Source organism: Ruegeria sp. YTSA064, from assembly GCF_059610325.1.
Window position 1 is genome coordinate 91,642 of sequence record NZ_JBXWNK010000016.1, and the last position, 20,642, is coordinate 112,283.

Genomic DNA, 20,642 nt, shown 5'->3' on the forward strand with positions numbered 1-20,642 from the left:
GGCTTCACGCCCGGGTTTTCCATTTTTCAGAGACGCGCTTCAGACACCAACATCAATGATCGCCTGAGCCAGAATCGGCACGGTCGTCGCATTCAATCCCGCAATATTCAGACGGCTATCACCAACCATGTAGATACCATGATCCGCACGCAGCTTCTCGACCAGCTCAGGGGCAGCGCCCAGCCGCGAAAACATTCCTCGGTGTTGCGCGATAAACCCGAACCGATCCGATCCGCTGAGGCGCTGCAACTCGTCCGCCAGTTGTTGACGCAGGCCCAGCATCGACAAGCGAACTTCTTCCAGCTCGGCGGCCCAATCGGCGCGCAGAGCCTCATCATTCAGGATCGTGGTCACAACGCGCGCGCCATGATCGGGTGGGAAAGAGTAATTTTGGCGATTCAGAAACGCCAGAGAGGATTGGTTCAACGCCGTCTGAGCTGGATCATCACTGATCGCCATCAGCAGTCCAGTACGTTCACGATAAACGCCAAAGTTCTTCGAGCAGGACGCCGCGATGAGGCAGCGTTTCACGGAAGAAGCCACCAGACGCGTCGCCTGCGCATCTTCCTCAAGACCATCGCCAAAGCCTTGATAGGCGATGTCGATCATCGCCACGAGACCGCGTTCGTTGATCAGGTTCACGACTTCCTGCCACTGCACCATGTTCAGGTTGGCGCCCGTTGGGTTGTGGCAACAACCATGCAGCAGAACCACGTCGCCCGCATTGGCAGTTTTCAGATCTTCGATCATACCATCGAAATCAACACCACGGGTTTCGCTGTCAAAATAGCGGTATTCGGCGGTTTCAATCCCCAGATAACGCAGGATCGACGGATGGTTTGGCCATGTAGGGTTCGACAGGAAGACACGGGCCGACGGATTTGCCATGCGGATTAGTTCAAACGCCTGACGACAAGCCCCGGTTCCGCCGGGGGTCGCCACGGCAGCAATATTGCCACGTGGCACTGCGTCCCCAAGGATCAGACCGATCATCGCATCTGCATAAGCCGGATCGCCCGCCAACCCGGTATAAGCCTTGCTTTCTTGCTCTTCGAGAATTCGCTTTTCGGCAGCCTTCACTGCACGCATCACCGGTGTGACACCTTCGGCGTTCTTGTACACACCGACACCCAGATCGATCTTTTGATCACGTGGGTCTTCGCGGTACATCTGCATCAGCGCCAGAATCTTGTCAGCGGGTTGCGGTTTGAGGTTCTCGAACATCAGTTCTCTCCGGTTGCGACGGGCAGGGTCGGGAAGGCACCCCATTCAGCCCAGGAGCCGTCATAAAGCGAGTGGTCTTTCTTACCCATGCGCTCAAGCGCAAGGCTGAGGATCGCTGCGGTCACGCCCGACCCACAGGATGTGATCGCGGGTTTCGACAGGTCCACACCTGCAGATTCGAATATTACACGACAGTCTTCGGGTGATTTCATCGTGCCGTTTTTGTTCAGCAGCATTCCAAATGGCACATTGCGAGAACCGGGGATATGGCCCGAACGCAACCCTTCACGTGGCTCAGCCTCGGCACCAGCGAAACGTGATGCCGAACGGGCATCGATTATCTCATGATCATGCAGTTTGGCAGCCGCAGAAACCTGCGTGACATCGCGGATCAGATGGTTCTGCACCCGCACAGTCATGTGACGGTCGCGAATGACAGGAGGCAGGTCCTCAATCTCTCGACCTTCGGCCTGCCATTTGGGCAACCCACCATCCAGAACGGCGATGTTTTCCTGCCCCATCAGACGGAACATCCACCAGACCCGTGCTGCCGACATCAGACCAGCGCCATCATAAACCACTACCTGATGGCCATCACCCACTCCCATTGCCCGCAAGCGCGACATGAATTTCTCGACCGGAGGTGCCATGTGCGGCAGATCCGAACGATGATCGGAAATCTCATCAATATCGAAATAACGTGCACCGGGAATGTGGCCCGCGTCATACTCTGCCTTGGCGTCGCGAGCTTGCTGCGGTAGGTACCACGACCCATCCAGTATCCGTAGATCCGGATCTTTGATATGAGCGGCAAGCCATTCGGTAGAAACGAGGGTTTTTGGATCGTCCTGCATCAAAGCCTCCCCTAAGCGAGCTTGGGTTTTCCCTATACTCGGCGCGATGCGGGTTCAAGGCTGGATAGCGCTAGCGCTTCGGTAGCATTGGATTTAACCCGCCCGACGCAGGCGAAAGTGCTGAATGATCCCGATCACGCTGATGATTATCCAGAAGCCTTCGATCAGCATCGATGCCAGATTGAAGTTCTGCATCAGCGAAAACACGATCAGAACCGAACCGATCAGGTTCACCACTGGAAAGGCCAGATCGTCCGAATTCATCATGCGCATCTGGGTGGCAAAATAAGCTACAACCACGATCAATGCCCCGAAGGAGCCGATCGCATCGACGAATGTCAGGCTGTCAAAGAAGGCAGTCACGGGGATTCGATCCTATTCTAGGTTTTCGGCCGATTGGGAATAGTGGTGCATGTTCAGGAACGCCGCCCCCTGATCACCAGCGCGGTATCCATGCGGTAAATCAGCAGCGAAGCGCAATCCCTGCCCAGCTTGCAGCGGAATCCATTTGTCCGCACGCAGAATTTCCAAAACTCCGCTGAGCACAAAGACCTCTTCGGTCACCCCCGCCGCATGGGCTGGCGACTCGTGGCTTTGGTTCGGGGACAGCTCAACATGAAATGTCTCGGCTCCCAATGCCGGATCAAAGGGAAAGACAATCTTAACCTCGATGCTTCCCGGAAATGTCACGGTACTGAACACATCGGTATCTGCCGTGTCGCGCATTGCGGCGGTGCCAATCAAAGCGCTCAGCGGCAATTGGAAGCCCTTCGCGATCTTCCACAAGGTCGCGATGGTCGGGCTTGATTCGCCGCGCTCGATCTGACCCAACATGGCTTTACTAACCCCGGTCAGTTCGGCCACTTTAGACAGGCTTAACCCCGATGCAGCGCGAACATCCCTTAGTTTCAGCGTTAACTCGTCTGATTCCATACCCAAGCCTTGCGATTTGCCTTGTGCGTTATAACGTACATATGATACGTGCGCTATAACGTACACACCCAATATCGCAGCTTGGGCAATAGGGAAACAGCATCATGCCAATGTACCGATCCAGAACCTCCACCCATGGCCGCAACATGGCCGGCGCCCGTGGCCTATGGCGCGCCACCGGAATGGGCGACGACGATTTTGGCAAGCCAATCATAGCGATCGTCAACTCGTTCACTCAATTTGTACCTGGCCACGTGCACCTGAAGGATCTGGGCCAGATGGTTGCTCGCGAGGTAGAGGCCGCAGGCGGCGTGGCTAAAGAGTTCAACACCATCGCGGTGGATGACGGGATCGCCATGGGCCATGACGGGATGCTGTATTCCCTGCCCTCGCGCGAGGTGATCGCGGATTCGGTCGAATACATGGTTAACGCCCATTGCGCTGATGCGATGGTCTGCATCTCGAACTGCGACAAGATCACACCCGGTATGCTGATGGCGGCCATGCGTCTGAACATCCCGGCGATCTTCGTCTCGGGTGGTCCGATGGAAGCCGGCAAAATCGACATCGCCGATCTAGAGGCCAAAAAGATCGACCTTGTGGATGCGATGGTCGCTGCTGCTGACGACAAGTTCACTGACGAACAGGTCCAGCATATCGAAGAAAACGCCTGCCCGACCTGCGGATCGTGCTCGGGCATGTTCACCGCAAACTCGATGAACTGTCTGGCCGAGGCGCTGGGGCTGGCCCTGCCGGGCAACGGTTCGACATTGGCTACGCACGCGGACCGCAAAGAGCTGTTCCTCGAGGCCGGTCGCCGCATCGTCGAGATTACCAAGCGGCACTATGATTTGGACGAAAAAGGCTTCTTGCCGCGTGAAATCGCGACGTTTGATGCCTTTGAAAATGCCATGAGCCTCGACATCGCAATGGGTGGCTCGACCAATACCGTGCTGCACCTGCTGGCCATCGCGCATGAGGGCGAAGTTCATTTCACCATGTCCGACATGGATCGGCTCAGCCGCCAGGTGCCCTGTCTGTGCAAGGTCGCGCCAAATATCGAAAATGTGCATATGGAAGACGTCCACCGCGCCGGTGGCATCTTCTCAATCCTCGGCGAACTCAGCCGCGCGGGTCTGTTGCACGAGCACTGCCATACGGTGCATTCGGGTACGATGGGTGAAGCGATTGCCAACTGGGACATCAAGATCGCCAACAACCCGAAGGCGCAGGATCTGTTCAAGGCCGCGCCCGGAGGCGTGCGCACCACGCAGGCCTTCAGCCAATCAAACCGGTTCAAAGAGCTTGATATCGATCGTGAAGGCGGCGTTATCCGCTCGAAAGAACACGCGTTCAGTCAGGATGGCGGTCTGGCTGTGTTGTTCGGGAACATCGCGCGCGACGGCTGCATCGTGAAAACGGCGGGTGTTGATGAGAATATCCTGAAATTCACCGGCTCTGCTTATGTTTGCGAAAGCCAGGATCAGGCGGTGAACGATATTCTGACCGGTAAGGTCAAAGAGGGGGACGTGGTGGTTATCCGTTACGAAGGCCCACGCGGAGGTCCGGGCATGCAAGAAATGCTGTATCCGACTTCTTACCTGAAATCCAAAGGTCTGGGTAAAGCCTGTGCCTTGCTGACCGATGGGCGTTTCTCGGGTGGAACCTCGGGGCTGTCGATCGGCCATGTCTCACCAGAAGCCGCTGAAGGTGGCGAGATCGGTCTGGTACATACGGGCGACAAAATCGAAATAGACATCCCCAACCGCACAATTCATTTGGCAGTCTCTGACGAGGAGCTTGCGGCCCGGCGCGAGGCACAAGACGAAAAAGGCTGGCACCCCGCCAACCCACGCAAACGCAAGGTATCAACCGCCCTCAAAGCCTATGCAAAACTGGCAACCAGTGCCGCAAAAGGCGCAGTACGCCAGGTTTGACCTAGTTCAAACGTAAGTGCTCCCGCGCCCGCAGCGGAGCATCGGCTGCACCGATAGCCCTTGTAGACTTGGGTCCGGCACCGCGCCATGCGCGGCGCCGGACCCAACCAGAGGAGACGTCTTGTCAGAGACGTTGACGATGGGCGGGAGCCTTCTGATTTAGCTCAATCACCTAGTTTTGCGTGAATCTCGTCCAGATCGATTTCACCAATTGGCATCTTGTTCGCGGGATTCTCGAAATCGTATTTGAACAACTCGAAATCCTGCTTGTAGATTTCATAGACCAAGTGCATGGACAGGTCGTCAAAATAGTCCTCGACCGGATGCGCACGCTTTGGCCCATGGCCTTCAGATTCATTGAAGCGTGGAATTTCGGACAGAGTCACCCTATGCGCTGTGTCCAGGTGATCCAGAACATCCTGCATTCCATCATTGAATTTCTCGGTCCAGAAAATGCGATCATATCGGCCACCATTAGCGATCAAAGTTGAGACATGACCGGACATGGCGGACCAATGAATGTCTGGATCCATCGGGCGTCGCCAGCGGATCGTATCGCGCGCAAACAGTAGAAACCTGCGGAAACTAGCGATTTGGTCAAACTCACCTTTGCCATCCTCACCGCCAACCTCAATCCCGTAGTTGTAAATCAATGTCGGCACCAGATTTCCGCGATAGCGTTTACCGTTCCGCTGAATACCGCAAATCTTGTCGAAGAACGAACTTAGGATGCGCGTATATGGATTGCGCACACAGGTAAAAGTGTATGACCCATGCGACTGAACATTCCGCGCAATTGGGTCCTGACTGGCATTAAAAGCCCACTTATGCATCCCATCATTGGCGTCGTGAATATCACCATCAAAAAACCGGCCATGATCCGAGAAGTACATGATCTGTCCAATGGTCGAGCAAGCACATTTTGGCACGACACGATAGACCATGCTCTGACTTTCGGTCATCCATGTACCGGGAAAACCCATCTGCTGTGCCTCCTTAGCCAGTTATCGTATTGATACTCCGGCATATTGGCTCAAAGAACCAAAAATATTCTGTTTATTCAATCGCTCATCCTCAGTATCACGGTTGCAAACGGCAGAAACGGGGAAATACGAATATAGAATGGCAAAGATTGCCTTTATCTTGCTGTGTCACAAAGATCCGGACGCGATCATCGCGCAGGCCGGTCAGCTGACCGCTGCCGGTGATTGCATGGCGATCCATTTTGATGCCCGTGCCAGCGACACAGATTATGCGCGAATTCGCGAGGCCCTAAGCGACAACCCTAATGTCACCTTTTCGAAGAAGCGCATTAAATGCGGATGGGGTGAATGGTCCCTGGTACAGGCTACGCTGCATGCGCTTCAGTCGGCTGTAGAGCAGTTCCCCAGGGCCACCCATTTCTATATGCTGTCTGGCGATTGCATGGCCATCAAGACCGCTGAATATGTGTGCGGTTTCCTTGATGATCGCGATGTGGATTTCATCGAGAGCCACGATTTTTTCGCAAGCAACTGGATCAAGACCGGAATGAAAGAAGACCGGCTGATCTATCGCCATTACTTTAACGAACGCAATCAACCGCGCCTCTTCTACACCGCTTACGAGATGCAAAAACGGTTTGGCCTCACTCGCGACATACCGTCAGACCTTCAGATCATGATTGGCAGCCAATGGTGGTGTCTTCGCCGTCGTACTGTCGAGATGATTCTCGAATTCCTGCAACAACGCCCGGATGTGCTTCGGTTCTTCAAGACAACGTGGATTCCAGATGAGACGTTCTTTCAAACTCTCGTTCGCCATCTGATACCAAAGCACGAGATCGAGAACCGAACGCTGACATTTCTGATGTTCTCCGACTACGGCATGCCCGTTAGTTTTTACAACGATCACTATGACATGCTGCTGGGTCAGGATTACCTCTTCTCACGCAAGATCAGCCCTGAAGCCCATGAGCTCAAGGAACGATTAGGGCAATTATATGCCAGCGAAGGGGTCGCATTTGGTATTTCTGGGGAAGGGCGCAAACTGTATCATTTCTTGACCAGCCGTGGACGCGTCGGACGGCGGTACACACAACGGTTCTGGGAAGCGGGTAACACCCTGGGACCCGATCGCGAAATATACTTGATTGTCTGCAAAAAATGGCACGTTGCCAAACGATTGGTTGATCAGATTGCCTCGGAAACCAGCATTCCCTGTATTGAATACATATACGATGAGCAAGACACTCCGCTTCCCGATCTGGGTGGTATTGAGACGACATTGACCAAACGCTCCCGACATCGTCGCGCAGTCGCGAAATTGCTGTTCGAACATTTCGACAGCGACAAACTGATCTTATGCGTTGATCCTGCGAATTTAGATGTCATTCAGGATTTTGGCGGGGATCAAGCCCAGACGCGTGTACTGGAAATCGAATGCGAATATTCCGACGAATACCTTGCTGGTCACGCCCTGCGTGTCGGGTTGGCTGGTCAGAACAGTTCGGCCGAGTCAATGGCCCGATTGCTTCCGACGTTGCGGAACGCACTTGCCTATGAATCTGAGCAGATCCGCTACTCCAAAAACGATGGTTTGTTTCATTTGCGCGAAACTGCTGATCGCTTGGTCAACGAAGAGGCAATAGCCGAGTTTCTGAACCTAACGGAGGTCCAGGCCAAATCGATTATGCATTTGGATTACCTTTTCGCGGATTGATTTCCGGCGGCGTATATTAAAACCGCCGGATATACTTAAGATCAAGACCCGCCAATCAGATGTCGAATTTGACACCCTGCGCCAACGGCAACTCGGCTGAATAGTTCACCGTGTTGGTCTGACGGCGCATATAGGCTTTCCAGGCATCTGAACCGCTTTCGCGCCCACCACCAGTTTCCTTTTCACCGCCAAACGCGCCTCCGATCTCGGCGCCGGACGGGCCGATATTGACGTTTGCAATGCCACAATCCGAGCCAGCTGCGGTCAGGAACTGTTCTGCCTCACGCATGTTCAACGTGAAAACACAGGATGACAGGCCTTGGGGCACATCGTTTTGGAGCTCGATCGCCTCGGCAAAATCGTCATAACCCATGACATACAGGATCGGAGCAAAGGTTTCTGTCTTCACAGTTGCTGTCTGGCTGGGCATTTCGACAATGGCGGGTTCCATGTAGACGCCACCGGGCATTCCCTCGGTTACTCGCTTGCCACCAAAGACCGTTCCACCCTCGGCTTCTGCCCTCTTAAGCGCTCCGGTCATTGCGTCGCCGGAGGCTTCGTCGACAAGCGGACCTATCAATGTCCCTTCCGTCAGCGGATTGCCAATTGGCAGGCCCGAGTAAGCTTTCTTGAGGCGCGCAACAAGCTCTTCACGGATCGAGTTGTGCACGATCAGACGGCGTAGCGTGGTGCAGCGTTGACCCGCCGTCCCGACGGCTGAAAACACGATCGCCCGGACCGCCATTTCCAGATCGGCCGAAGGACCGACGATCATCGCATTGTTGCCACCGAGCTCCAGAATGCATTTACCAAAGCGCTGCGCCACGATCGGAGCAACTGCACGGCCCATCCGAGTGGAGCCGGTGGCCGAGATTACCGGCACATCCTCGCTCGCGACCAGAGCTTCACCCAGCGCAGCACCTCCGATCAGGGTCTGCAGCAGGCCGACAGGCGCATCCCCGAAGCGGGCCAATGCGCGCTCGAATATTTTCTGACAGGCCATCGCGGTCAGGGGCGTTTTCTCTGAAGGTTTCCAGATTACCGGATCCCCACACACCAACGCCAACGCCGCATTCCATGACCAGACCGCAACCGGGAAGTTGAAGGCCGAGATCACGCCCACTGGTCCTGCAGGATGCCAGGTTTCCATCATCCGATGGCCAGGTCGTTCCGATGCAATCGTAAGACCGTAGAGCTGTCGGGACAGTCCAACGGCAAAGTCGCAGATATCGATCATCTCCTGCACTTCGCCCAGCCCTTCCGAGGTGATCTTACCGGCCTCCCAGCTGACCAGCGCGCCCAGATCATCTTTAGCTGCGCGCAGTTCTTCGCCCAGAAGGCGGATCAGTTCTCCGCGGCGCGGGGCAGGCACAACCCGCCATGCTTGGAACGCTTCCTTCGAGCGCGCAAATATGGATTTCATCTCGGACAGAGGCGTTTCGTGCACTTCAGCCAGCACACTTCCATCAATTGGAGAAGTTACGCGCAGCGATCCACCAGTCAGCTCTGCCGCCGTCAGGTCCAGTTTCGCAAGAGTAGCTTCAGCAGTCATTACAACATCTTTCATATCTCAGGCCGCCTTGTTCTGTTCGGTGACATCGCCGGCGCGATAGAGCCGACCAAATTCTGTGTTCAGGAAATCGGCAAGCTTTACCTGCTCCTGCCGGACAAAACCCTTGGACGGCAAAGCACCCGTCCGCATCAGATCGACGACACCCAGCACACCTGCTGCGGTGGTGATCTGAATCGCACTCCAGATTTGCCCATCAATGGTGCGGGCAAAGGATTTGTTGATCAGGGACTTCTCGCGCAGGGAACCATCAATCATTCCCTTGGCAGTGCAATAGACAAGCACTACATCCTGATCTGTGCGCGGCAGTGCGGTTTCAAAGATCTCTTTCAACAGATCGCGCCGCCGCTCTAATCCCAGGTCATTCAGCAACAATCGAAGAATATCCCGATGTCCCGGATAGCGGATCGACCGATAGGACACAGCCCGCGCTTTGCCTTCAAGCGTTTCGGGCAGCGTGCCCAGCCCACCGGACGTGTTGAAGCATTCATACTCCACACCATCATGGCCGATCAGTTCATAATCTTCGAGTGGTGCTGTTTTAACCCGCTCGCCGTTCACAATGGCATCGCAAGGGTTACAATACTCATTTATCAATCCGTCAGTGGACCACGTCAGGTTATATTTCAATGCATTGGTCGGAAACAGCGGCAGTGCCCCAACCCGCATATGTAAGCTTTCCAACTCATCGAATTCCGAAGCCAGCGCGGCGCCAGCGATACCGACAAATCCGGGTGCCAATCCGCATTGCGGCATGAACGCTGTATCGCTGTTCTGCGAAAGTTGGCGTACCGCATTGGTCGCTTCAACATCTTCTGTCAGATCAAAATAATGGGCTCCGACTGTTTTTGCAGCACCGGCAATTTCTGGCGTCAGGAAAAATGGAGCCGCCGAAACAACAGCATCAAACCCCCTGAGCCCCCGTTCGAGGCTTGCACTGTCACGGGCATCGATCTGCCGCGTTGAAATCCCTCGCTTGTTGAACACAGACAATGCCGACAGATCATGATCGGCAACAGTTACCGAGTAATGCGCCGAGGATTTCAACAAGGTCGCGATCATCTGACCGATCTTTCCTGCCCCGACTATGCAAATATTCCAGCTCAAAACGCGCCTCCATACTGTATTTCTTTCGATTATGAGGGGCGAATTGTTCGGGATGCAGATCATGTCTTGACGAAATGAGGCAGATATCCGTCATATTGTCATATATTATGTCAATTTGCTAGACTGCATCTTCAAATTCGCCCTTAAATATTGTCGAATTCACAATCGTTTTAGCGATCCTTTGAAGTGAGAGTACTATCAGGTATGAGAGGACCATTGTCGGCTACACAACGCAGACAAACGCGGTTCGCCCAAGCATATAGGTGCCCTTCAATGAGATCTCTCCGTGTCCTGCTTACCTGTTTCGCATGCCTGCTCTCATGCGGAGCTCTGGCGCAATCCGCTGAGGCACCTACCGCTGAGATTTCTTTGGAGCTCAATGCCTTGGCAGACGTTAGTGGTGCCTGTAGATTAACCTTCCTGGTGACCAACCAATCCGGAACCAGCATCGATGAGGCAATATTCGAGACGGTGATATTCGACAATGAAGGGAGTGTTGTAACCCTTTCACTTTTTGATTTTCGAGACTTACCCTTAGATCGCCCGCGTGTCCGTCAGTTTGACCTGCCTGGGATGTCTTGCACGTCTGTTGGGCGAGCATTGATCAATGGCGCGAGTTCATGCGTGATAAACGGATCTCAGAGCGACGTCTGCCAATCGACCCTAACGCTCAGCAGCCGAGTTGAAGTGGAGTTACTTGGATGAATATTCTCTCTTCTCTTCGGGAAATCCTGGCCCTTGGCGGGCCCGTAGTAGCCATTCTTATTGTCATGTCGGTGCTGACGGTGGCGGTCAGTCTTTATAAGCTGTGGCAGTTCGCAGCCTGTGGCGTGGGACGGCACAAAGTGCTGTCACAAGCGCTGCAAGCCTGGGATGCCGGGGATCGGGCCGAGGCACGCACACGCCTCGCACAGAGCAGAAGCTATCTTGCACCACTTGTCGAAGCCGCAATGGACGCGCCGGACACACCCGATCTGGACGCACGGCTGGATGCCGAAGCCGGGTTGGCACTTGCCGGGCTTGAGCGGGGGTTTCGACTTTTAGACACGGTTGCCCAGCTTGCCCCGCTGCTTGGGTTGTTCGGGACAGTTTTGGGAATGATCAATGCGTTCCAAAGCCTTCAATCTGCCGGGTCTTCTGTCGATCCCTCATTGCTGGCAGGCGGCATCTGGGTTGCCCTGGTAACCACAGCTGTTGGCCTAGCGGTGGCGATGCCGACCTCGATGGTCTTGTCCTGGTTTGAAAGCCGAACCGCGCGCGAACGGGTGTTTGCGGACAAAGCACTGCGCACAGTTCTTGTCCCAAACCATTCGAACCAGCCCGCCACCGGTGCGACCGAGTTTCTGAACGCTGAACATGTGTAACACGGCACCCTTTGTCAGACGACCTATGTCAATGACGCCGCTCATCGATGTCATCTTCTTGCTGTTGCTGTTCTTCATGTTGTCTTCAACCTTCTCAAAATTCGCGGAGATCGAGATCAGCAGTGCAACCTCAGGCGCATCAGCCTCGGCTGAGCCCGTCGAGCGAATTTTCATCCAGATCGGTGCGGAGCGCGTGACTTTGAACGGCGAAACGCTGACGCTGGATGACCTGTCTGCAAGGATCGGGACAGGTCAGGCTCTGGTAAGCCTTGATGCCGATACGTCCGCGCAACGACTTGTGGATTTGCTGGTTATTTTGCGCGGCCGCGATGGCTTGACCGTCACGGTGTTGGAGTAGACCGATGATCCGCTTTGGTCACCCAAGCCGCAAACGAGACTCGACCATCCCTCTGATCAACGTCGTTTTTTTGATGCTGATCTTCTTTCTGATTGCAGGCACCCTGGCACCACCGCTTGATCCCGAGCTTCAGCTTGTCGACACATCGGAACTCGAAGGCCGCGACCCTCCCGATGCGCTTGTCTTGAACGCTGATGGCATCCTCAGCTTTCGCGGAGTGCAAACCGACCCTGAGGCTTTCATGGCCAGACATGATGACGGACCGGTCAGGATTGTCCCCGACCGCCATGTTTCAGGCCAACGGTTGATGGAGTTAACCGGTGCCCTTCGACGGTATGGCGCGCCGTCTGTGTTCCTCGTGACCCAGCAGGCGTTAAAATGATCCGGAAGTCAGCAGCCGTCGCTGCGTTGGCGGGTGCGCTTTCGCTTGTCCTGCACATCCTTGGGATCAGTTTCTACGGACCAAGTCTGCCACAATTGCGATCCAAGGGGGAATCGGTCAGCTTGATCGAGCTTGGCAACACATTCGAAGAATTCACCGAAGACACGACGGACCCGGTGCAACCGGAATCTGCTGAAGCACCCGAGCCTCCGGTTGAAGACACTATTAGGCCCGATACTGCCGACATCCCGATCAGCGAAACACTCGTCGCCTCCCCCAATCCTCAGCAGGTATCTTCACCCGATGTCGGAGCGCCCGTCGCCCCACAATCAGAATTGCAGGAAGGGGTGCCGACCGAACCGGTCGCCCCGTCCAGCGCCGAACCAGCCGCAGACGCGGTGACTACCGCAACACCCCCGGCGACCGAGCGCTTGGCAGTGCTACCACCCACAGACGCCCCAACTGCTCCGGTCCCTCCACTGGAGAGTGCGGCAGTCGAACCGGAAATCCCAAGTACCGTCGATGAGCCAACAACAGAGCTGCCGGAAGAACAAACCGGGGCTTCCGATCAGGCTGTATCTGTCTCCAAGCGTCCCCGCCTTCCGGACACAAGGCCCGCAACGGATACGCCAAAATCGCTGGATGGGTTCAGTAACTTCGACAATTTGCGCAACCCTTCGCGGACAGTAGAGTCGCCCTTAAGCCTGTATCAAAAGGAAGGGGCTGACCCGTTCCGAACCAGCAGTGGCAGAAATCAATCCTCAGGCCGCGGCGCAGGAAACTCCGACACTACGAACTATGCCGGACAGGTTCTGGTCCATCTAAATCAAACACCCGTCGTCTATGTACCAGTCCGAGGATTTGCGCAGGTATTCTTCGAAATTAATCCTGATGGATCACTGGCTTGGGTCGACATCGTCGACAGCTCAGGCTCACCCGAGATCGAGCGCGCCGCCAGAGATCAAGTCATCCGCGCCGCCCCATTTCCTCGCCCACCAAGCGGTTCAAGCCGCAGGCTATCATTCTATTACCAGAATAGTTGAGATCAGAGACAGCGGCTCAGTTGCATAGCTATTCGTTAACCCCAAGAGACTTATAGCTTGGAGTGCTTTAAACTATTGAACCGTGTGATGAAAAATAGTCTGAGCGGGTTGTTTGGAATTTGGTTTCGGGAGTAGGCTTTGAACCTCTGACCTTCAGGTTATGAGCCTGACGAGGTGAAGACGTTAATCAATTGATCCAGTGGATCAATTGTAGTCTGAACGGGCTGTACTTAGATTTTCTGACGCTGGTTGCGGGAGGGTGCAACCACCGTTGTCGAATACGGTTGCAATGTCTGGTTTGAAGCCTCAAATCCAAAAGCCCTCGACCACTTTTTCAAGCATCGGTCTGCTAGTCGAAGGTACTCGCGCCGCCTCAGCACGATTTTTTAGAATTAGTTTCTATTCCAAGATGATCCGCCCTATGACCAAACAGGAAGTCAAAGAAGCCAAAACGTTCGGCAAAAGAAGCATATCGACTATATCAGAGCAGTTAGAAGACGCCATTCATTAGATGAGGCAATAGACCGAAGACAATCCTATCGTTACTCTGCCTTCAAGTTATCATTCATAAACAACGAACAGGATTCTTCAGAAAGACTTTCAATGGCGAGTGAAAACGAACCTCCAATTTCTGAAACGCGCAGGCTTGCAGTTGTCGCGTTCGCAGATGTTGCCGGTTTTTCCCGCCTAATGGCAGAAGACGATGTTTGGACAAGCAACCAGTGGAAATCGCTCAGAGAAGAGTTGCTGTTGCCATTGCTTAAGCAATATGATGGCCGATTGGTCGAAACTGTCGGAGACGCGATCCTCGTTGAATTCAGCAGCGTGGTGGCTGCCTTGAAATGGGCTGTCGACGCTCAGAAGAAACCACATCCAGAGGCGCAAAGGGGCACCCGTGAAAATTTGCAATTAAGGATTGCAGTAAATGTCGAAGATGTTTTGGTGAGCCACGGAAACATATTGGGTGACGGCGTCAACATTGCCTCGCGTATTCATGACGCTGCAGCGCCGGGTCAAATCGTTGCGACAGGACTGGTTCGAGAACTGGCAGGAAGTAAGATCAATGTTCGCTTCAGAGATATTGGTACGCCGCGACTAAAAAACATCAATCGAGTTATCCACTTGTTTCAAGTCGTGCCACTGGAAACTTCTTCCTCAGAAAGCGCGAGCCTACACCAACCTTTCATTGAATGGACATCGCGACCTACAGTGGCCGTCTTGCCATTTCGCGCGTCTTCTGGCCATGAAATGGAAGAGTATTTTGGATCAGGGATCACCGAAGACATTATCAGCGGCCTATCCCGCAGCCATGCATTTCACGTAATCGCCCGCGCCTCCACATTGCGTTTTGCCAATCGATCGATTGATCTCCAGGAGATCGCGGCGCAGTTGGGCGTAAACTATGTAATGGATGGAAACGTGCGCCGACAGGGCAATCGGCTTCGGATTACAGCGGAATTGGTTGATGTTGCCTTGAACCGATCAATCTGGTCCGAGTCGTTCGACGGGACCGCCGAAGATCTGTTCGATTTTCAAGACACAATAGTTGCCGCAGTTGTCGGCTCATTCGAGCCCCGCCTGAACGCGCACGGGATTGAACGCGTTCGAAATCGCTCTACCCATAGCCTTGATGCGTATGATTGCGTTCTCAAGGCGGCATCAGAACTGTATCGGTTCACAGATGAGGGGTATCATCAATCCGGAATAGCGTTGCAAAGGGCTATGGAACTGGATCCTACCTATGCCAGAGCCTATGCTTACTCCGCTTGGCGATTGAATTACCTCGTTGGCGAGGAACGCTCCAACAATCCTGAGCGCGACAAACTGCTGGCTGTTGAGCATGCCAGACATTCCATCGCATTGGATCCTGATGATCCTTTCTGCCAAGTGGTCGCTGGGCATCTGACAAGCCTCATTGAGGGTGATCCGCATCAAGCGATGTCGATGTTTGATCTGGCCCTGTCCCTTGATCAGAATAATGCACTCGGCTGGGCAACAAGTGGAGTAACATTGTCGTATTTAGGCCGAAGAGACGAGGCGATACCCCGGTTTCAGAATGCATTTAAACTAAGCCCGTTTGACACCTTGAACTTTACTTGGTGGACCGGGGTTGGAATCGCCGAGTTTTCCTCGGGAAATTATGCTGAAGCGATTTCCTGGTTGCAGAAGGCACGTCAGGTCAACTCTCGCTTTATTGCGACCTTGAGAATTCTGGCGGCCAGTCTTGCAATGAACGGTCAAGAGGAAAAGGCACGGGCCGTTGGAGCCGAGATTCTAAGGCTCGACAAAGATTTCTCGGTGGATCGGTTTGTTTCGTGGTATCCATTTGTACGTAGAGAAGACAAATTGGCCCTAAAAAGTGGGTTATTTATTGCGGGTTTGCCGCGTTAGAGGACTTTGAGCCGACGAAATCTCAAGTCCATATTATTCGATAGGGGGATTTCCAATGACTTCTAGAAAGGACACAGCCAACGGCATGGGTAGTGGCATGGGCATGGGCATGGGTAGCGGCATGGGCATGGGCATGGGTAACGGCATGGGCATGGGCATGGGTAACGGCATGGGCATGGGCATGGGTAACGGCATGGGCATGGGTGCGATCCCGGTCGGAGCTGACGGTGGCATTGGCTTTATCCGTAGCTACTATGCTACCCCCATTGAACTGGCGCTGTTGCCTTGGTCGCTTAACTTCACACCAGACAATTCCGGTGAAACTCCATTTCCGCTCGAATTCATAATCAATCCCTACCAACCTAACAGTGACCCGCTGGAATGGACGACCGCCGACTGGGATCCGGATTTGCGTTTCTGGACACTTCCGTTTGATCCGCAATTGGGTGAGTGGTTGCGCGCCGCTGACCGGAGTGAGCCCGGTACGCTCGCAGCCCTTGAAATCGCTGGGCAATTCGGGAAATGGTTACCGATTTCCCTTGGCCGCATCCCGCCAGGTATCGACCCGATTAAGCTGCGTTGGCTGGAAGCAAACGACCTGAAATGGCAACCCGGAGATACAGCCGCTGAGAATTTGGCCGCGTTCCTATTTATCAAGGGCGAGTTGGAGAAACTCAAAATCTATATGGAGGACGATCGGTGGAACTATCTTGTGGAAAGCGACGTCCAGGCAGATGGTCTACCGGATTATCTCATTCATTTTCTGGGCATCAATTCGTTTGATCACCCCAATACGCTCGACCTGATAAACGTCGGGCTGGCAATCGGTAACGTGATCTACATGGCTTACAAAGCACATTACAAAAGAGTGCGACCATCGATCCTCCGCCCCGGCCTGACTGTACCGTTCGGCCCACCCGCACATCCGGCATTCCCAAGCGGACATTCATTTCTTGCGCATTTCATTTCGCTTCTTTTGCTAGAAATACCGGGAATTTATTACCGCTACGGAGTGCTGAAAGATAAAGTTTCGATTGATGGTGCGGATATTGTTCCAAGCCCAGAGGATGGGCATCTGCTTCGGAAACCACGATGGAGTGACTTGCGCGGGACCGCGCCCATAAAGTCACCACTGCTTGCAATTGCGCATCGAATAGCAGTGAACCGAGAACGTATTGGCGTGCACTACCCGACCGACAGTACGGCCAGTCGCCATCTGGCTGCAGGTATTTGGGATGCCCTGTTTGACAGAGCCAACGACACAGACGTCGATGGAAATCCAATAGCGGGTATCGATTGTCCGACGCTGATGACGGTGCTGGACGCGTCAAAAGTCGAATGGCCCACGCCATGGGACAGTGATCCTGTGCCGGAAGTCATATGAACCGAATAACCCGCAACCCAAGGTTATTGTCATTAGCTACGAGGTCGGTCAATGCTCGGGGTGTTTTGGGTAGGTTGCTGGATGTTGTCCCGACAGCCACCCCAAGGCTTTGCAGCGGATCTGTATTGGCACGATCGTCTGGACAAGTGATTTCATAAAGCGCCAGACCATATGCTGTGCTACCTTGCGGTCGGTCGGCGTTCACTATTCGCTCAATCTCTGCCAGGGCTTCGCCCTCATCGTTGAACGGCAGAACCCGCCTGTCGCCTGCTCCAATGTCCGGCAAATTGTCTTCCTGTGAAAAGAGCGGAAGCCAGATAATAATGGAGGAAAGACCCCAATCCTCTTCTGGATTAAAGACCACCCCATACCAGCGGCGAAGCGTGCAGCCCTCAGCTGTAACCGATCCACGATTCCCGAAAATCACCTGATCCGGCATTGTCCATTGCGCATCATCACGCCAATCTAGCGAAACCGGGCAATAACTGCCCACGCCGAAATTAAACCAACTGCCGTTCACCATCTCTCTAAGCGGGCGGGAATCTTCGATATAGACATCGACGTCAGGCGCTTTGCCCATGCCATTGTGTGTCTCTTCAAGGTTCTCGACAAACATGCCTTGCGTTTCAAATGACCACCGTACCACTTTGTGGACCATACCCCCTTTCCAACAATCCGGTTGGGGTAGGTTATTTGGTAGATCTGGGATAGGAGGCATTTCAATCACTCCAGCCTGCAAACGGTCAATTTGTTCGATCGCCAGCTCCAGCATTTCTGCCCTCGATGGCGATTGCCCGAATGATTGGATTGCCCGTACCAACAAGTACACCGTCACAAAAGACGCACGTTGGCGCAGGTAAACATCCGGTGCGTCCGCATCCATCGAGTCTCCACCCAGCGCACGATAAAGCCGGAAGAGCGTTGTCGAAAGGATCTGTTCCGTCAGATAACCCTTCAGGTCGTCACAACCAGTTGGCGGCGATTCAATAACAGACCGGTTCAATTCTCCGTACCACGCCCAACCTAACGTGGGGGATCTGTCGTGGCGACGCGTCGAAAACACGAATGGGAATGTGATTCCACGATAGCTTTCGGCGACACCATTTCGCGGGTCAGCCAGCCTAGACTCCGGATCACAAACAATAGCGGCCATTGCGTCACCGGCGCTGTGCGCAAAATCAAATTCAAGCTTCCCAAGACGCGCAGCCAACAAATAGTGCCCAAACTCATGAAGCATCCAGCGCTTGTCAGTCGCGAGGCCAAGGGGCTGCGCCCAGGTACGCTCTCCGTCGCTGTTCAATGGCCGGTCCCAACGTGTCAGTTCTGCAAGTGCGAGATTCATTCGAATTGTCGGCAAGGTCGCAGCATCAGATTTGCAGTCATAGGCGACCTGCGCGTTCACCGTTCGCCCATCTTTGCCAGGACCCGGAGCAATACCGTACCGGTAAAAGATCTGAATGTCCCTTTCTGCCCGAACAACGAAATCGTCCAAGATAATTCCAAACGATCTCAACAAATCGAAAAATTCAACGCAGTTAACATAGGCAAGTAGTGCTGAATACTCATTACTTCGTAGTAGAATCTCCTTGTTCGCGGGTAGCCTTAAAACTTTGGTCGGACCGGGATTGCCAAGTCCATCTTGGTCACCTGGAACAAAATCTGGGCATCGGCGAACACGAAACCCCAGATCTTCCAGCGTCAATTCATTCCCGTTCGTCAGTTTTCCCAACTCTCTGAAGCGATCAAGGAAATCATCTGTACGAGTGGGTCGCCTTCGATCCCAATCGTAAGGCAATGCTGGATTTGCAGGATCAAAAGGTAATTTCGAAGCAGGCGGAACTTGAGTCCAAATTTTTGCTTCGCCCTCACCTACATGGGTGATCAGTGGGCAGGTTTCAGTGGATAGCAATTCGAAGTGGAATTGTCGCTGTTGCGCACCGCCAATTGGTATTGCCTTGATCTTGTTGGTCACCGAATAACTCAAGCGATTTGGAAATCGCTCGATTGACCCAAGCGCTTTCGAAACTGTTTCGATAACAACCGGTTCTTCCAGAAAATCCGGGTCAACATCGGACAAGATAAAGATTTGCTCTAAATCGATGGATCTCGGTTCAACAGAAGCCGCGGCTCCAATTTGATTTAGAATATCAGATGGATAGTTTACCAAATCATTTGTAAGTGCCCCAAGTTCGATCTGTCGTTCCTCTCGAGACGGAAATGCGGCCTTGGCATCCACGGTCGACCAACTCTGCTGCGATACAACCGGGTATTCTGCTGTGAACGAGCGAATGATGACGCGGAGTTTACCACCATCTGTTTCCTCCACCAGCATAGGAATGCTGACACCGATAGAGAACTCGGCAGGTTCCCCCTGATCATTTATGAATTCTGTCGCCACCATGACTATCGTTGCTGGCAATCTGTGGAGTTCATCGCGGGACAGGTTCCATGACGCAATTTGAGGTGGGTTGTCATTCGCACCGCTGTCAACCGGAGGCCAGATATTCAGCCAGTGAACCAAGTCCCAGTTTCCGGCTTTGGCGTTGTCATTAAACTGATTTCCGCCCCACCCTTCAGGCCAATTCAACGATTGCCCATGACTTGTTAGATAATCTTCAACTTTATCCAAATAGTCCGAAGCAATAGCTCCAAGTGTTTCCCGATCAGTCTCTTCATCCGTCGCGATGGCGATATATGGCGCATCGGAATGCGATATTAGTCGCGAACGCCGTTCCGAATTTGGATACTCGCGCTCAAATCTAAGCCACGGTGGTGGCCAACTGTCAGAGTTGTAAGGTTCTGGTGGCCAATTTGGAAAATCAATAGACAAAACTATGCTCCCTTTCCTTCAGAAATAGGTTTGATTGAGTTGGGGCACGTAACTTCAAATTAATCGAAATTTTGAGATTCCGATAGTATGATAACTCAACGGGTAGGCTTACCGAACGACGGACGATACTTAAGGACTGTTAGAAAGGGGGGCTTCTAGCGCGCTACTACCTAGTAACATGGAATAGAGGAAGCGGGTCTCCTAGATCCGCCAAGTGATTGTTCATTGCGATAAAGTCGCTGAAAAATCGATCCATAAGTTACGGGTGGTTTTCATAGATTTGACCAACTGCCACAAACTGCGAAATGACACTAAGGACCCCTCTAAATATATGCCAGTGTCGGCTATCAGAGATTCGATTGGTCCCGGAAGATGGGACATATACAATTGAACTCATTGGAAACTGGCGGGCTTGATGGCGTTGGGAGCATCTCAGAACGAACAAAGCCGCCCTGGGGTGGCTGGGGTGGCACTGCGTTCGGTAAAAGTGGTTGCGGGAGCAGGATTTGAACCTGCGACCTTCAGGTTATGAGCCTGACGAGCTACCGGGCTGCTCCATCCCGCG

At 53.6% G+C, this 20,642-nt stretch carries 16 protein-coding genes and 1 tRNA gene; 8 read left to right on the forward strand and 9 right to left on the reverse strand.

Features of this window, described 5'->3' with window-relative positions:
- Window positions 1-39: 39 nt before the first annotated feature.
- The 4 genes from AC2FI7_RS20850 to AC2FI7_RS20865 form a co-directional block, all read right to left on the reverse strand.
- On the reverse strand, window positions 40-1,224 hold the full coding sequence (locus tag AC2FI7_RS20850; RefSeq protein WP_010438736.1) for an amino acid aminotransferase: 1,185 nt from the start codon (window positions 1,222-1,224) through the stop codon (window positions 40-42).
- On the reverse strand, window positions 1,224-2,078 hold the full coding sequence (sseA, locus tag AC2FI7_RS20855) for a 3-mercaptopyruvate sulfurtransferase (protein WP_010438733.1): 855 nt from the start codon (window positions 2,076-2,078) through the stop codon (window positions 1,224-1,226). Before sseA ends, AC2FI7_RS20850 begins: the two co-directional genes overlap by 1 nt.
- Before the next feature lie 93 nt (window positions 2,079-2,171).
- Window positions 2,172-2,441, reverse strand: coding sequence for a CBU_0592 family membrane protein (locus AC2FI7_RS20860; RefSeq protein ID WP_010438730.1), 270 nt, complete (start codon window positions 2,439-2,441; stop codon window positions 2,172-2,174).
- Between the two features lie 12 nt (window positions 2,442-2,453).
- Window positions 2,454-3,011, reverse strand: a complete 558-nt coding sequence (locus tag AC2FI7_RS20865; protein ID WP_010438727.1) for a helix-turn-helix domain-containing protein — start codon at window positions 3,009-3,011, stop codon at window positions 2,454-2,456.
- A gap of 104 nt (window positions 3,012-3,115) precedes the next feature.
- On the opposite strand from AC2FI7_RS20865, the gene ilvD reads away from it, so the two are divergent.
- A complete protein-coding gene (gene ilvD, locus AC2FI7_RS20870) occupies window positions 3,116-4,948 on the forward strand; it encodes a dihydroxy-acid dehydratase (protein ID WP_010438724.1) in 1,833 nt (610 codons plus the stop codon).
- Between the two features lie 164 nt (window positions 4,949-5,112).
- On the opposite strand, the gene AC2FI7_RS20875 is transcribed toward ilvD, so the two are convergent.
- Window positions 5,113-5,931: a sulfotransferase family protein gene (locus AC2FI7_RS20875; protein WP_010438722.1), complete on the reverse strand. Its 819-nt coding sequence runs from the start codon at window positions 5,929-5,931 to the stop codon at window positions 5,113-5,115.
- Window positions 5,932-6,070: 139 nt separating this feature from the next.
- Here AC2FI7_RS20875 and AC2FI7_RS20880 point away from each other — a divergent pair, with 139 nt between their 5' ends.
- Complete coding sequence (locus AC2FI7_RS20880; RefSeq protein ID WP_010438720.1) at window positions 6,071-7,648, forward strand: DUF5928 domain-containing protein; 1,578 nt, start codon at window positions 6,071-6,073, stop codon at window positions 7,646-7,648.
- Window positions 7,649-7,703: 55 nt separating this feature from the next.
- Here AC2FI7_RS20880 and amaB read toward each other — a convergent pair whose 3' ends face one another.
- Both amaB and AC2FI7_RS20890 read right to left on the reverse strand, forming a co-directional pair.
- Window positions 7,704-9,200: an L-piperidine-6-carboxylate dehydrogenase gene (gene amaB, locus AC2FI7_RS20885; RefSeq protein ID WP_050806438.1), complete on the reverse strand. Its 1,497-nt coding sequence runs from the start codon at window positions 9,198-9,200 to the stop codon at window positions 7,704-7,706.
- An 18-nt stretch (window positions 9,201-9,218) separates the two neighbouring features.
- Window positions 9,219-10,325, reverse strand: coding sequence for a saccharopine dehydrogenase family protein (locus tag AC2FI7_RS20890; RefSeq protein WP_029621716.1), 1,107 nt, complete (start codon window positions 10,323-10,325; stop codon window positions 9,219-9,221).
- 701 nt (window positions 10,326-11,026) lie between these two features.
- Here AC2FI7_RS20890 and AC2FI7_RS20895 point away from each other — a divergent pair.
- From AC2FI7_RS20895 to AC2FI7_RS20920, 6 genes are all read left to right on the forward strand, one after another.
- A complete protein-coding gene (locus AC2FI7_RS20895) occupies window positions 11,027-11,689 on the forward strand; it encodes a MotA/TolQ/ExbB proton channel family protein (RefSeq protein WP_010438715.1) in 663 nt (220 codons plus the stop codon).
- Window positions 11,690-11,720: 31 nt separating this feature from the next.
- Window positions 11,721-12,047, forward strand: a complete 327-nt coding sequence (locus tag AC2FI7_RS20900; RefSeq protein ID WP_029621714.1) for a biopolymer transporter ExbD — start codon at window positions 11,721-11,723, stop codon at window positions 12,045-12,047.
- A 4-nt stretch (window positions 12,048-12,051) separates the two neighbouring features.
- Window positions 12,052-12,429 (forward strand): ExbD/TolR family protein, encoded by a 378-nt coding sequence (locus AC2FI7_RS20905; protein ID WP_496816891.1) that lies wholly within the window; start codon window positions 12,052-12,054, stop codon window positions 12,427-12,429.
- Window positions 12,426-13,472 (forward strand): energy transducer TonB family protein, encoded by a 1,047-nt coding sequence (locus AC2FI7_RS20910; RefSeq protein WP_496816892.1) that lies wholly within the window; start codon window positions 12,426-12,428, stop codon window positions 13,470-13,472. Before AC2FI7_RS20905 ends, AC2FI7_RS20910 begins: the two co-directional genes overlap by 4 nt.
- Before the next feature lie 603 nt (window positions 13,473-14,075).
- Window positions 14,076-15,863, forward strand: a complete 1,788-nt coding sequence (locus tag AC2FI7_RS20915; RefSeq protein WP_010438704.1) for an adenylate/guanylate cyclase domain-containing protein — start codon at window positions 14,076-14,078, stop codon at window positions 15,861-15,863.
- A gap of 55 nt (window positions 15,864-15,918) precedes the next feature.
- On the forward strand, window positions 15,919-17,247 hold the full coding sequence (locus AC2FI7_RS20920) for a phosphatase PAP2 family protein (protein ID WP_496833598.1): 1,329 nt from the start codon (window positions 15,919-15,921) through the stop codon (window positions 17,245-17,247).
- Here the strand turns inward: AC2FI7_RS20920 and AC2FI7_RS20925 are convergent.
- Together AC2FI7_RS20925 and AC2FI7_RS20930 are read right to left on the reverse strand one after the other, a co-directional pair.
- Entirely contained in the window at window positions 17,240-20,077 is a 2,838-nt protein-coding gene (locus tag AC2FI7_RS20925) for a hypothetical protein (RefSeq protein ID WP_010438700.1), read from the reverse strand. The two genes, AC2FI7_RS20920 and AC2FI7_RS20925, sit on opposite strands and share 8 nt — an antisense overlap.
- 488 nt (window positions 20,078-20,565) lie before the next feature.
- Window positions 20,566-20,642 (reverse strand) — tRNA-Met (locus tag AC2FI7_RS20930).